The organism is Acidovorax sp. GW821-FHT09A11 (genome assembly GCF_059418365.1).
This window is the reverse complement of sequence record NZ_JBWKPS010000009.1, coordinates 64589-77043: the sequence shown is the minus strand read 5'-3', so window position 1 is coordinate 77043 and position 12455 is coordinate 64589. Positions and strand designations below refer to the sequence as shown.

Sequence of the window (12455 nt, the reverse complement as noted above, 5' to 3'; positions counted from 1 at the left end):
GCGCCGCAGCCTGCACGCCCGCGTGTTTCTTGCGACACTCCGGGGCCATGAACAACACCCCCTTGCATGCCTTCGACCCTCCCCAGCTCGTTCTGATACCCGGCCTGGCCGGTGATGCCACCATGTGGCAGGCCCAGCTGCCGGCCCTGCCGGCCGCGCTGCGCCCCGTGGTGGCCACGGCCCACGCGCGGCCCGACGCGCAGCGCATTGAAGACATGGCCGCGCTGGTGCTGGCCGAGCATCCCGGGGCCTTGCTGCTGTGCGGCGCCTCGATGGGCGGGATGATCGCCATGGAGGCCGCGCGCCAGGCGCCCGGGCGCGTGGCCGGCCTGGCGCTGCTGGGCACCACGGCCCGGCCGGAGACGCCCGACATGCGCGCGCTGCGCGAAGCCGCGATGGAACTGTTCGCCCAGGGCCGCTTGCGCGAGGTGATCGAGCCCAACGTGGCGTTTGCCTTTCACCCGGCCAATGCGGCACGGCCCGCGCTGGTGCAGGCCTACCTCGACTTCGTGCTGCGCGCCGGCGCGCAGCAGCTGGTGCGCCAGAACCGCGCGGTCATCCACCGGCCCGATGCCCGGCTGCACCTGCCGCGCGTGGCCTGCCCCACGCTGGTGGCGTGTGGCGCCGCCGACCAGCTCACACCGCCCGAATGCTCCGAGGAGATCGCGGCGCTCATCCCTGGCGCCCACCATGCCGTGCTGGCCGAATGCGGCCACATGCTCACCATGGAGCAGCCCGAGGCCGTCAACCGCCTGCTGCTGGAATGGATCGCGCGGGGTGGCTGGGGGCATTGATTTCTCATGAAATTGGCCTCTGGCGCTTGATGGGAAAGCGCTGGTTGCTATGAATTCAGGAGCTAATCAGAACTCCAGGTTGTCGATGAGCCGCGTGCCGCCCAGGCGCGCCGCCCCCAGGGCGACAAGCATGCCCGGCCCGTCCTGCGCCGTGGGCGGCTGCAGGTCGGCGCGGCGGCGCACGGTGAGGTAGTCGGGCTGCCAGCCGCGTGCGCGCAGGGCATCGACGGCCTGTTGCTCCAGCGCCGCGCCTGCGGCTGGCGGCCGGGCAGTCCATTGCCCCGCCAGCTGCCGGAGCGCCTGCGGCAGGGCCACGGCCTCCTGGCGTTCCTCGGGGCCGAGGTAGCCGTTGCGCGAACTCAGCGCCAGCCCATCCGCCGCGCGGCAGGTCTCGCCCGCCACGATGTCGATGGGCAATGCGAACTGCCGCACCATCTGGCGGATCACCATGAGCTGCTGGTAGTCCTTCTTGCCAAACACCGCCGTGCCGCCGCTCTGGCCCAGCACGCAGGCGAACAGCTTCATCACCACCGTGCCCACGCCCACGAAGAAGCCGGGGCGGAACTGGCCTTCGAGCATGTCGGCCAATGCGGGATCGGGGTGCACCTTGAAGGTCTGGGGCTCGGGGTACAGGTCGGCCTCGCGCGGGGCGAACAGCACGTCGCAGCCGGCGGCCCGCAGCTGCGCGCAGTCGGCCTCCCAGGTGCGGGGGTAGCTGTCGAAGTCCTCGTGCGGCAGGAACTGCAGGCGGTTCACGAAGATGCTGGCCACGGTCACGTCGCCCAGGGGCCGGGCCTGGCGCACCAGGGCGATGTGCCCGTCGTGCAGGTTGCCCATGGTGGGCACGAAGGCGGGGTGGCGGCGGGCGGCGAGGGCCTGGCGCAGGTCGGCGATGGAGTGGGCGATCAGCATGGGGCGGGAGTGCGTCTGTTGAAAAATCCGGGGGGTCGCTTACCAGGCGTGTACCGCGTTGTCCGGGAAACGCCCCTGCTTGACGGCCTGCACATACGCCTCCATGGCGCCGCGCACGCTGCCCGCGTCCGACATGAAGTTGTGCACGAACTTCGGCATTTTTCCGAGGTTCATGCCCAGCATGTCGTGCAACACCAGCACCTGGCCGGCCGTGCCGTTGCCCGCGCCGATGCCGATGGTGTGGCAGCGCGGCAGCTCGGCCGTGAGGGCCGCGGCCAGCGCGGCGGGCACCATCTCCAGCACCAGCATGGCGGCGCCTGCGTCCTGCAGTTCGTGTGCTTCTTGGCGCAGCGTGCGGGCGTCGTCGTCGGTCTTGCCCTGCACGCGGTAGCCGCCCAGGGCATGCACGGTCTGCGGCGTGAGGCCCAGGTGGGCGCACACCGGCACGCCGCGCTGCACCAGGAACTCCACCGTGGGCGCGGTCCAGCCCCCGCCTTCGAGCTTGACCATGTGCGCACCCGCCTGCATCAGCACGCAGGCGCTGCGCAGGGCCTGCTCGCGGCTCTCGGCATAGGTGCCATACGGCAGGTCGGCCACCAGCCAGGCCGTGCCCTGCACGCGGTGCAGGCCGCGCGCCACGCTGGCCGTGTGGTAGGCCATGGTGTCCAGGCCCACGCCCACCGTGCTGGGCAGGCCCTGGCACACCATGCCCAGCGAGTCGCCCACCAGGATGCATTCCACCCCCGCCGCATCGGCCACGGCCGCGAAGGTGGCGTCATAGGCGGTCAGCATCGTGATCTTCTCGCCCGCCGCGCGCATCTGCGCCAGGCGCGGCAGGCTCACGGGGCGGCGCTGGGGCAGGGGCGATGCGGGCGGCAGGGTACCGTAGGGCGTGGCGGAAACGGTGCTGGTGGCAGTCATGGGGCTTGCATGGGCAAAAATTGCCGCGAGTCTATGCGACCAATAATGGGTGTACTTATTGGTTGCCGGCGCGGTGGGAAACGGGCTGCGCTGGCGCAGTGGCCTTTGGGTTCCCGGTATGCTCCCGCCCCATGACGCTTTCGAACCAACAGTCCATGGACCATGATGTGGCGGCCCTGGCCCAGGCCGATGTGGCCCGCGCCCTCGCGGAAGACGTGGGCGCAGGTGACCTGACCGCCGGCCTGATCGACCCCGCCCGCCGCGCCCGCGCGCGCATCCTGGCGCGCGAGTCCGCCGTGATCTGCGGCGCGCCCTGGGCCGAAGCCGCCTTGCGCGCGCTCGACCCCACCATGGGGATCATCTGGCATGTGGCCGAGGGCCAGCGCTGCGCGCCCGACCAGGTGGTGCTGGAACTCACGGGCAATGCCCGCGCGCTGCTCAGCGCCGAGCGCACGGCGCTCAACTTTCTGCAGCTGCTGTCGGCCGTGGCCACCAAGACCCGCACCTATGTGGATGTGGTGGCCGGCACGCGCGCCCAGATCGTGGACACGCGCAAGACCCTCCCCGGCCTGCGCCTGGCACAGAAGTACGCCGTGCGCGTGGGCGGTGGCACCAACCACCGCATCGGCCTGCACGACGCGGTGCTCATCAAGGAAAACCACATCGCCGCCGCCGGTGGCGTGACCGCCGTGCTGAAAGCCGCGCAGGCTGTGGCCGCGCAAGCCACGTTCATCGAGATCGAAGTGGAAACGCTGGCGCAGCTGGCCGAGGCGCTGGAAGCCGGCGCCAGGATGGTGCTGCTCGACAACATGCCCCTGCCCACGCTGCGCGAGGCCGTGCGCATCAATGCCGGACGCGCGATTCTGGAAATCTCCGGCGGCGTCACGCTCGATGGCCTGCGCGCGCTGGCAGAGACCGGCGTGGACCGCATCTCCATCGGCACGCTGACCAAGGACGTGAAGGCCACCGATTTTTCGATGCGCCTGCAGGAGCTGTCATGACCACCACCACCGCCGTGCTGAACCGCATCGATGTGGAATACGAGCAGCCGCTCGGTACCCAGGAGGGCTCCGTCTGCTCCACGAAACACGCCTGGGCCCGCGTGCCGCCCGAGCCCACTGCACCTGAGCGCGCCGCGCTCAAGGAGAGGATCCGCCGCCTGCTCAAGGAGAAGAACGCGGTCATGGTGTCGCACTACTACGTGCACCCCGACCTGCAGGACCTGGCGGAGGAAACCGGTGGCCTGGTGAGCGACTCGCTGGAGATGGCGCGCTTTGGCCGCGACCACGCCGCGCAGACGCTGGTGGTGAGTGGCGTGCGCTTCATGGGCGAGACGGCCAAGATTCTGAGCCCCGAAAAGACGGTGCTCATGCCGGACCTCGATGCGACCTGTTCGCTCGACCTGGGCTGCCCCATCGACGCATTCAGTGCGTTCTGCGATGCCCATCCCGACCGCACCGTGGTGGTCTACGCCAACACCAGCGCGGCCGTGAAGGCGCGCGCCGACTGGCTGGTGACTTCGAGCTGCGCGCTCGACATCGTGGGGGCCCTCAAGGCCGCGGGCCAGAAGATCCTGTGGGCGCCCGATCGCCACCTGGGCGCCTATATCCAGCGCGAGACCGGTGCAGACATGGTGTTCTGGAACGGCGCCTGCATCGTGCACGACGAGTTCAAGGCCTTCGAGCTGGAGGCGCTCAAGAAGGAGCACCCCCGCGCCAAGGTGCTGGTCCACCCGGAGAGCCCCGCGGACGTGATCGCCCTGGCCGATGCGGTGGGCTCCACCAGCGCCATCCTCAAGGCTGCGCGCGACATGGATGCCACCGAATTCATCGTGGCCACCGACAACGGCATGATGCACAAGCTGCGCACGCTCAACCCCGGCAAGGTGTTCATTGAGGCGCCCACCGCCGGCAACAGCGCCACCTGCAAGAGCTGCGCGCACTGCCCCTGGATGGCGATGAACGGCCTGGCCGACGTGGCGCGGGTGCTGGAGACCGGTGCCAACGCGGTCCATGTGGACCCCGCCCTGATTCCGCGCGCGCGCCAGCCGATTGACCGCATGCTGGCCTTCACCGCCGCGCTCAGGAACGGGCAGCCGGCCAGCGCCCTGGTGCCGCACCTGGGCGCTGCCTGACAGTACCACCCCCAGGGCCTGATCTGCTTTGATTTTGATAGCTGTCAGCGCATGAAATACCTGCGCTAGCGCCTGTTTTGACCATCACTTCCCGCATCGACTTCACCCAGCCGCTGGATGCACGCGCCCCGCGCCTGCGCCACGCCTTCGGCACACCCCGCGAGGTGCTCGTGGCCCACGCGCTGCCCCAGGTGCGCGGCGTGCTCGACGCCGTGCACGCCGCTGCGCGGCAGGGCCGCTGGTGCGTGGGCCATGTGCGCTACGAGGCGGCCGCCGCGTTCGATGCGGCCTTGCAGACCCACGCGGCCGACGGACCGCTGGCCTGGTTTGCCGTGCACGACGCGCCGCTGCCCTGGCCCGAAGGCGCGCAGGGCCCCGCGGCGCAGCCTCCTGCTCAGGTGGCATGGACCGGCAGCCCTGACCGCGCCTCGTTCGATGCCGCGCTGGCGCGGATCCAGCAGGCGATCGCGGCGGGCGAGCTGTACCAGGTCAACTACACCGCGCCCCTTCATGGCACGCTTCAGGGGTCGGCGCAGGCACTGTTTGCCGCGCTGTTGCGCGCCCAGCCCGGCGGATATGCGGCGCACATCGACGCGGGGCCCGAGCAGGTGCTGTCGGTGTCGCCCGAGCTGTTCTTCGACTGGCGGGATGCCCCCGATGGTGGAGCCCTCCTGGCCCGGCCCATGAAGGGCACGGCCCCGCGCGGAGCCACCCCCGAAGAGGACGCGGCCCAGGCCGAGCACCTGCGCACGGCGCCCAAGGAGCGGGCCGAGAACGTGATGATCGTGGACCTGCTGCGCAACGACGTGTCGCGCATTGCGCTGCCGCACAGCGTGCGCGTGCCCGCGCTGTTCGCCACCCAGGCCCTGCCCACGGTGTGGCAGATGACCTCGGACGTGACGGCCCGCACGCGGCCCGGCACCACGCTGGCCGATGTGTTTGCGGCGCTGTTCCCGTGCGGCTCGGTCACCGGCGCACCCAAGGTGCGCGCCATGCGGATGATCCGCGCGCTGGAGCCCGCGCCGCGCGGCGTGTACTGCGGCGCGGTGGGCGTGGTGCGCCCGGCCGGCCCGCCCGACGCGCAGGGCCGGCACGCGGTGGCCGCCACGTTCAACGTGCCCATCCGCACCGTGGTGCTGCGCAGCGGGAGCGGCGGCGACGGCGAGGAAGGCCCGGCCGTCCACGCCACCTGCGGCATTGGCAGCGGCATCACCTCGGGCGCGCTGGCCGATGCCGAGTGGAGCGAGTGGCAGCACAAGCGGGCCTTTGCCGAGCGCGCCAGCCAGCCCTTTGACCTGCTTGAAACCCTGGCGCTGGAGGCCGGCGCCTTCCGGCACCTGGCCGACCACCTGGCGCGCCTGGAGAAGACCGCTGCGCACTTTGGCGTGCCCTGGGATGCGAAAGCCGTGTCGCAATGCCTGCGGGCGCTGGCCGCCGCACACGCTGCGGGGGCCTGGCGGGCGCGCCTGCTGCTGGACGCCACCGGCACGCCCCGGGCCGAGGCCTTTGCGCTGCAGCCCACGGCCGCACCCGTGCGCCTGCAGCTGGCCACGCGCCCGCTGGCGGAGGCGCACGGCGAATTCGTGCGCCACAAGACCACGCGCCGCGCGCACTATGCGGCGTTGGCGCCCACCACGCCCGGCGTGTTCGACACGGTGCTGTGGAACGCGGCGGGCGAGATCACCGAAAGCACCTTCGGCAACATCGCCGCGCTCATCGATGGGCGGTGGGTGACGCCGCCCCTGTCCTGCGGCCTGCTGCCCGGCGTGGGCCGCGCCGTGGCATTGCGCGAGGGGCGCGTGGTGGAGGCCGTGCTGCGCGTGTCTGACGTGCCCCGGGTGCAGGCCTGGGCCTTCCTCAACAGCCTGCGGGGCTGGCTGCCGGCCACGCTCGAAGGCTGATCGGCGCCGGCGCCCCGCGTGGGTGGTGGGGGCCGGGCTGGCAGAGGATTCAGCGCCGGTTCAAAGCCGCTCTTTGGCGTAGGAGCCCCGGTCCATGTCCACCACTTCCACGCTCAGCTGCACCATCACGCCCTGGGGGCGGGGTGTGCGTTCGCGCAGCACGGCGGCGATGCGCCCGGAGAGTTCTTTCTTGGCCTCGGGCGTGCGGCCCGAGAGCAGGCGCAGCTGCGCGTGCACGAACGCGCGCTGGGCCGGTGCGGTGCCGATCTCGAAGCTGTCGGCCACGATGAATCGGGTCTTCAGATCGGCCTCGTCCTGCACCTCGGGGTGGGCGCACAGGGTGGCGTTGAGCGCAGCCAGGGTGTCCGCCTCGGGATAGTGGGGCAGGTTGCTGGAGTATTCGACGGTGAGATGGGGCATGGGATTCGTGATTCCGTTCTGGGCGGGGCACGCACTGTGCGCGCCGCGCCAGTTTAAGGGCGCGGGTTCACCGCCGGGCGCGCGGGGGCTTGCGCCGGTCAGGTTCCCAGGCCGGCCCCGGCCCGGGGGCGACGTTCCAGCCCTCGCGGGCGTTCGCGTGCGCTTGAAGGCCGGTGGCGAATGCGGGGCGGCCGCTCCTTGTTGACACGGCACCAGGGCCATGCGCGATTTGTGTTGCCGCGGAGCGGCCCGCCTGCTCAGAATCCGGGCGGCCCCGCGCTCACTGTGCGGGGCCCGCGCCGTGTGCCGGTTCGCAGGTTCCTGCCGTGCCGCCAGGAACATTGCCAGGGTGCTGCAATCCGTGGCGAACCGTGGCGAACCGTGGCGCATGCGGCGGACGTGCAGGTGGGCAGCGGCTTTTCCTCAACCGTGTTCAGTAAAACCATGACATACCAAAAAATGATCCGACACACCGCTCTCGCCGTCCTGGCGCTGTGCGCCGCCACCGGGGCTGGCGCGCAATCGCCACCGCACTGGGAGTACAAGGGCAAGCACGGCGCCACGCACTGGGGCGCGCTGGAGGCGGGCTTTGAAGCCTGCGCGCGGGGTGCGGCGCAAAGCCCCGTGGACATCCGCAAGACCGTGAAGGAGGCGCTGCCGGCGCTCGAGTTCCAATACACGCCCGGGGCGCCCACGCTGGTCAACAACGGCCACACGGTGCAGGTCAACATGCCCGCCGGCAGCAGGCTCGTGGTCAACGGCAGGGCCATGGAGCTGCTGCAGTTCCACTTCCACACCCCCAGCGAGGAAGCCATTGGCGGCAAGCGCGCGGCCATGGTGGCGCACTTCGTGCACAAGGGCGAGGACGGCGGGCTGGGCGTGGTGGCCGCGCTGATACAGCCCGGCAAGCCCAATGCCGCGTGGGCTCCCATCTTTGCGCACCTGCCGCGCACCGGCGAGCAGGTGACGGTGCAGGGGCTCACCCTGGACGCCAGCGCCCTGTTGCCCGCCAGGAAAGGCTACTACAGCTTTGACGGCTCGCTGACCACGCCGCCGTGTTCCGAAGGCGTGCAGTGGATGGTGCTCAAGGAGCCCGTGAAGCTCGGCGCCCAGCAGATCAAGGCGTTTCGCCAGCTGTACAACGCCAACGCGCGGCCGTTGCAGCCGCTCAACGGGCGCGTGGTCAAGGAAAGCGCCTGACGGCCACTCCGGGGGACGGCGCTCCAGGGGGGCGCGGGGAGCACCGGCGGCGCCTGCCCTCAGCCGCTGACGGCCGCGCGCGCGCCGCTGGTGCCAGTGGCTGGCGGCTGCCGGGCGGCCACGTGGCGGGCCGCCGGGACCGCGTGGGCCGCATGCGCGGCCAGGGCGGCCAGCAACCGGTCCACATCGTGGGCCGTGTGGGCGGCCGACAGCGCAATGCGCAGCCGGGCCGTGCCCGCGGGCACGGTGGGCGGGCGGATGGCGGGCACCCACAGGCCCTCGCGGCGCAGGCTTTCCATCGCGGCCAGGGCGGCTTCGTTGCTGCCGATCACGAGTGCCTGCACCGCCGTGTGGGATGGCAGCAGTTGCCAGCCCAGTCCTGGGGGCAGCGTGGCCAGGCCTTCGCGCAGTTGCGCAATGCGCTGGCGCAGCCCCTCCCGCAGGTCGTCGGCGGCCGCCATCAGCTCCAGGCTCTTGCGCAAGGCGCTCGCCAGCAGGGGCGGCGCGGCGGTGGCGAAGATGTAGGTGCGCGTCTTCTGCAGCAGCCATTCGATGAGTGCCGCGTCGCCCGCCACGAAGGCGCCGGCGACGCCCGCCGCCTTGCCCAGCGTGGCCATGTAGAGCACGCGGCGCGACGCGGCGGCACCCGCCAGCCCCGCGTGCGCCAGGCTGCCGCGCCCCTGCGGCCCGAGCACGCCAAAGCCATGGGCGTCGTCCAGCAGCAGCAGGGCGTCGTAGCGCTCGCACAGCGCCAGCAGCGCCGGGATGTCGATCAGGTCGCCATCCATGCTGAAGACGGCATCGCTGACCACCAGCTTGCGCCGCGCGGGGCTGGCGGCCAGCGCGGCTTGCAGTGCCGCCAGGTCGGCATGCGGGTAGCGGTGGATGGTGGCGCGTGACAGCCGCGCGCCATCGATCAGGCAGGCATGGTTGAGCGCATCGGAAAACAGTGCGTCGCCCGCGCCCACCAGGGCGGGGATGATGCCGGTATTGGTGGCATAGCCCGCGTAGAAGTACAGCGCCCGGGGCAATTGCACGAAGGCGGCCAGTTCCTGCTCCAGCGCCGCGTTGGCGGCGCTGTGCCCGCTGACCAGGGGCGAGCCGCCCGAGCCCACGCCAAAGGTGTGCGTGGCCTCGCGCGCGGCCTCGGCCAGCGCGGGGTGGCCGGCCAGGCCCAGGTAGTCGTTGCTGCAGAAGGCCAGCATGGATTGCCCGTCCACCAGCAGGTGGGCACCCCCTGCGGGCTGCACCACGCGGCGGCGGCGCAGCAGGTGGGCGCGCTCGAGGTCGGCGATTTGCCCTGGGATCTCGTCCAGCCAGGACGCGCAGGAGGTCGGCGCGGTCATAGCCACTCCCCGGGAAGCTCGAACACCAGGCCGCGCGCGTCGGGCAGTTCCTGGTAGGGCACCTCGGCCAGCAGCGGCGCGCCCAGGCGGTCCCGCAGGTAGGCGATGTTCTCTTCGGCCGCGTCCATGCCAGGGTCCACGCGGTTGGCCACCCAGCCGGCCAGCGCGAGGCCGCGCGCGCGGATCGCCTCGGCCGTGAGCAGCGCGTGGTTCAGGCAGCCCAGCCGCAGGCCCACCACCAGCACCACGGGCAGGGCCAGGGCCTGGGCCAGGTCGGCGCCGGTCTCGGTGTCCGACAGCGGCACGTGGAAGCCGCCCGCGCCTTCGACCACCACCGCATCGGCCTGGGCCGCCAGGGCCTGGTAGCTGCGCACGATGGCCGCGATGTCGATCCGCACCCCGGCGCGCGCGGCGGCGATGTGGGGCGAGAGCGGATCGAGCAGCAGCACGGGGTTGTCCAGCTCGGGCGCCACGGCCAGCGTGGAGGCCGAACGCAGCGCGATCGCGTCCTCGCTGGCCCAGTCCTCGCCCCAGGGCACCACGCCCGCGGCCACCGGCTTCATGCCGACCACGCGGCGGTGGTGTGGCGCCAGGGCGTGCAGCAGGCCGGTGGACACCAGCGTCTTGCCGACGCCCGTGTCGGTGCCGGTGACAAAACATCCAATCATGGGGTCTCCTCCTGCAGGGTGGCGTTCAGTGCGCCCAGCGCGCCCTCGGCGAGGCGCTGCACGGCCTCTTCGTCGAGCACATAGGGTGGCATCGCGTACAGCGTGTGGCCGATGGGGCGCAGCACCAGCCCCCGCGCCATGGCGTGCTGGTGGTAGCGGCGTGCGAAGTCGGGCAGCGTGGTGTCGATGTCCCAGGCCCAGATCATTCCCAGGCGCCGCGCGTGGCGCACGCTCGGATGGCGGGTGAGCGGCATGCAGGCCGCGTCGATGCGCAGGGCCAGGGCCGCGTTGGCGTTGAGGGTGTCGAGCTGGCCGAACAGCTCCAGCGTGGCCAGCGCCGCGCGGCAGGCCAGCGGGTTGCCGGTGTACGAATGCGAGTGCAGAAAGCCGCGCGCCACATCGTCGTCGTAGAACGCGGCATACACCGCGTCGGTGGTGAGCACGGCCGACAGCGGCAGCGTGCCGCCCGTGAGGCCCTTGGACAGGCAGATGAAGTCCGGCCGGATGCCCGCCTGCTGGTGGGCGAACATCGTGCCCGTGCGGCCAAAGCCCACGGCGATCTCGTCCACCACCAGGTGCACCTCGTAGCGGTCGCACAGCGCGCGCGCCAGGCGCAGGTACTCGGGGCTGTGCATGGCCATGCCGGCGGCGCACTGCACCAGCGGTTCGACGATGAGCGCGGCGGTGCTCGCGTGGTGCTCGGCCAGCCAGGCATCGAGCGCCTGGGCACTGCGACGCGCCACGTCCTCGGCGCTTTCGCCGGGCGCCGCGCCGCGCGCATCGGGGCTGGGCACGGTGGCGGCCAGGCGCACCAGCGGCGCGTAGGCCTCGCGGAAGATCGCGATGTCGGTCACGGCCAGCGCGCCCACGGTCTCGCCGTGGTAGCCACCGGCCAGACCCACAAAGCGGCTCTTGGCGGGGCGACCCGTGTTGCGCCAGTAGTGCGCGCTCATCTTCAGGGCGATCTCGGTGGCCGCCGCGCCGTCGCTGCCGTAGAACGCATGGCCCAGGCCCGTGAGCGCGGAGAGGCTTTCCGACAGCTCCACCACCGGCGCATGCGTGAAGCCGGCGAGCATCACGTGGTCGAGCCGCTCCAGCTGGTCGGCGAGGGCTGCCTTGATGTGCGGGTGGCTGTGGCCAAAGAGGTTGACCCACCAGGAGCTGATGCCGTCGAGGTAGCGCCGGCCTTGCGTGTCGTAGAGCCAAGGCCCCTGTGCGCGCGCGATGGCCACGGGCGGCTGGGCCTCGTGCCGCTTCATCTGCGTGCAGGGGTGCCAGACGCTGGCGAGGCTGCGGGCCACCAGGCCGGCGTGCAGGGGCTGCATGTTCATCACAGGGCCTGTGTGGGCACGGCGTGGCGCAGTCCGGTCTGGCGGTTGTGTTCGTCCACGAACACCAGTTGCGGCTGGTGCGTGGGCACCTGGTCCTCATGCACCTGGGCGAAGGCCGCGATGATGATGAGGTCGCCCACGGCGGCGCGGCGCGCGGCCGAGCCGTTCACCGAGATCATGCCGCTGCCGCGCTGGCCCTTGATGGCGTAGGTGATGAAACGCTCGCCGTTGTTGATGTTCCAGACGTGGATCTGCTCGTTCTCGGCGATGTTGGCTGCTTCCAGCAGGTTTTCGTCGATGGCGCAGGAGCCTTCGTAGTGCAGCTCGCACTGGGTCACGGCGACGCGGTGGATCTTGGATTTGAGCAAGGTACGGAACATCGGGCTTCCTTGGGTGAAGTCGGTGGCGGCGCGGGCGGGGTCTGCCGGTGGGGCAGGTGGTGTGTCAGCGCGCGGGCAGGTCGAGCAAGCAGCTGTCGCCCAGCGCGTCGCGCCACACGCGCACGCGGCTCACGCGCGGCTGCAGTTCGGCGGGCAGCGCCTGGGCGATGAAGACGCACAGGTTCTCGAGCGTGGGCGTGCCCAGGCCCGGCACGTCATCCAGCATGTGGTGGTCGAGCTGCCCGCGCACCACCTCCAGGCCCCGGCGCAGCAGGCCCAGGTCCAGCACCATGCCAGTGGCGGGGTCGCGCGGGCCGCTGAGCGAGACCTCGGCGTGGTAGGTGTGGCCGTGCACACGGCGGCTGCCTTCGGCCTCGATCTCGCGGCGCAGGGTGTGGGCGGCGTCGAAGAAGAAGCGCTGGGAAATGGTGAACAACATACGGAAATC

General features: G+C 71.4%; 13 protein-coding genes. 5 read left to right on the top strand and 8 right to left on the bottom strand.

Annotated elements, in window-relative coordinates; genetic code table 11:
* The first annotated feature begins 47 nt into the window (after positions 1 to 47).
* A complete protein-coding gene (locus AC07PV_RS20280) occupies positions 48 to 794 on the top strand; it encodes an alpha/beta fold hydrolase (protein WP_494631162.1) in 747 nt (248 codons plus the stop codon).
* Positions 795 to 860: 66 nt separating this feature from the next.
* Here the strand turns inward: AC07PV_RS20280 and panC are convergent, their stop codons facing one another.
* Positions 861 to 1706, bottom strand: a complete 846-nt coding sequence (panC, locus tag AC07PV_RS20275; RefSeq protein WP_218339554.1) for a pantoate--beta-alanine ligase — start codon at positions 1704 to 1706, stop codon at positions 861 to 863.
* A gap of 39 nt (positions 1707 to 1745) precedes the next feature.
* Positions 1746 to 2627: a 3-methyl-2-oxobutanoate hydroxymethyltransferase gene (gene panB / locus AC07PV_RS20270; RefSeq protein WP_218295904.1), complete on the bottom strand. Its 882-nt coding sequence runs from the start codon at positions 2625 to 2627 to the stop codon at positions 1746 to 1748.
* A 131-nt stretch (positions 2628 to 2758) separates the two neighbouring features.
* Here panB and nadC point away from each other — a divergent pair, with 131 nt between their 5' ends.
* The 3 genes from nadC to AC07PV_RS20255 all read left to right on the top strand — a co-directional run bounded on the left by nadC (position 2759) and on the right by AC07PV_RS20255 (position 6662).
* Positions 2759 to 3628 carry a carboxylating nicotinate-nucleotide diphosphorylase gene (nadC, locus tag AC07PV_RS20265; RefSeq protein ID WP_255591029.1) on the top strand — a complete coding sequence of 290 codons (870 nt, stop codon included), beginning with the start codon at positions 2759 to 2761 and terminating at the stop codon, positions 3626 to 3628.
* Positions 3625 to 4761 (top strand): quinolinate synthase NadA, encoded by a 1137-nt coding sequence (gene nadA, locus AC07PV_RS20260; protein WP_218295903.1) that lies wholly within the window; start codon positions 3625 to 3627, stop codon positions 4759 to 4761. Before nadC ends, nadA begins: the two co-directional genes overlap by 4 nt.
* A gap of 77 nt (positions 4762 to 4838) precedes the next feature.
* Positions 4839 to 6662, top strand: coding sequence for a chorismate-binding protein (locus AC07PV_RS20255; RefSeq protein WP_218295902.1), 1824 nt, complete (start codon positions 4839 to 4841; stop codon positions 6660 to 6662).
* A gap of 60 nt (positions 6663 to 6722) precedes the next feature.
* Here AC07PV_RS20255 and AC07PV_RS20250 read toward each other — a convergent pair whose 3' ends face one another.
* Positions 6723 to 7082, bottom strand: a complete 360-nt coding sequence (locus AC07PV_RS20250) for a 5-carboxymethyl-2-hydroxymuconate Delta-isomerase (RefSeq protein ID WP_218295901.1) — start codon at positions 7080 to 7082, stop codon at positions 6723 to 6725.
* 444 nt (positions 7083 to 7526) lie between these two features.
* Between AC07PV_RS20250 and AC07PV_RS20245 the strand changes: the two genes are divergently transcribed.
* Positions 7527 to 8282: a carbonic anhydrase gene (locus tag AC07PV_RS20245; RefSeq protein WP_218295900.1), complete on the top strand. Its 756-nt coding sequence runs from the start codon at positions 7527 to 7529 to the stop codon at positions 8280 to 8282.
* 59 nt (positions 8283 to 8341) lie between these two features.
* Here the strand turns inward: AC07PV_RS20245 and bioF are convergent, their stop codons facing one another.
* From bioF to AC07PV_RS20220, 5 genes are all read right to left on the bottom strand, one after another.
* The gene (bioF, locus tag AC07PV_RS20240) at positions 8342 to 9628 is read right to left on the bottom strand and encodes an 8-amino-7-oxononanoate synthase (RefSeq protein ID WP_255591027.1); all 1287 of its coding nucleotides are present in this window, start codon (positions 9626 to 9628) and stop codon (positions 8342 to 8344) included.
* Positions 9625 to 10296 carry a dethiobiotin synthase gene (bioD, locus tag AC07PV_RS20235; RefSeq protein WP_218295899.1) on the bottom strand — a complete coding sequence of 224 codons (672 nt, stop codon included), beginning with the start codon at positions 10294 to 10296 and terminating at the stop codon, positions 9625 to 9627. The genes bioF and bioD overlap by 4 nt, the downstream gene beginning before the upstream one ends.
* Positions 10293 to 11621 (bottom strand): adenosylmethionine--8-amino-7-oxononanoate transaminase, encoded by a 1329-nt coding sequence (gene bioA, locus AC07PV_RS20230; RefSeq protein ID WP_218296304.1) that lies wholly within the window; start codon positions 11619 to 11621, stop codon positions 10293 to 10295. The genes bioD and bioA overlap by 4 nt, the downstream gene beginning before the upstream one ends.
* A gap of 5 nt (positions 11622 to 11626) precedes the next feature.
* On the bottom strand, positions 11627 to 12007 hold the full coding sequence (gene panD, locus AC07PV_RS20225; protein WP_218295898.1) for an aspartate 1-decarboxylase: 381 nt from the start codon (positions 12005 to 12007) through the stop codon (positions 11627 to 11629).
* A gap of 64 nt (positions 12008 to 12071) precedes the next feature.
* Positions 12072 to 12446: a 6-carboxytetrahydropterin synthase gene (locus tag AC07PV_RS20220; protein ID WP_218295897.1), complete on the bottom strand. Its 375-nt coding sequence runs from the start codon at positions 12444 to 12446 to the stop codon at positions 12072 to 12074.
* Between the last annotated feature and the right edge of the window lie 9 nt (positions 12447 to 12455).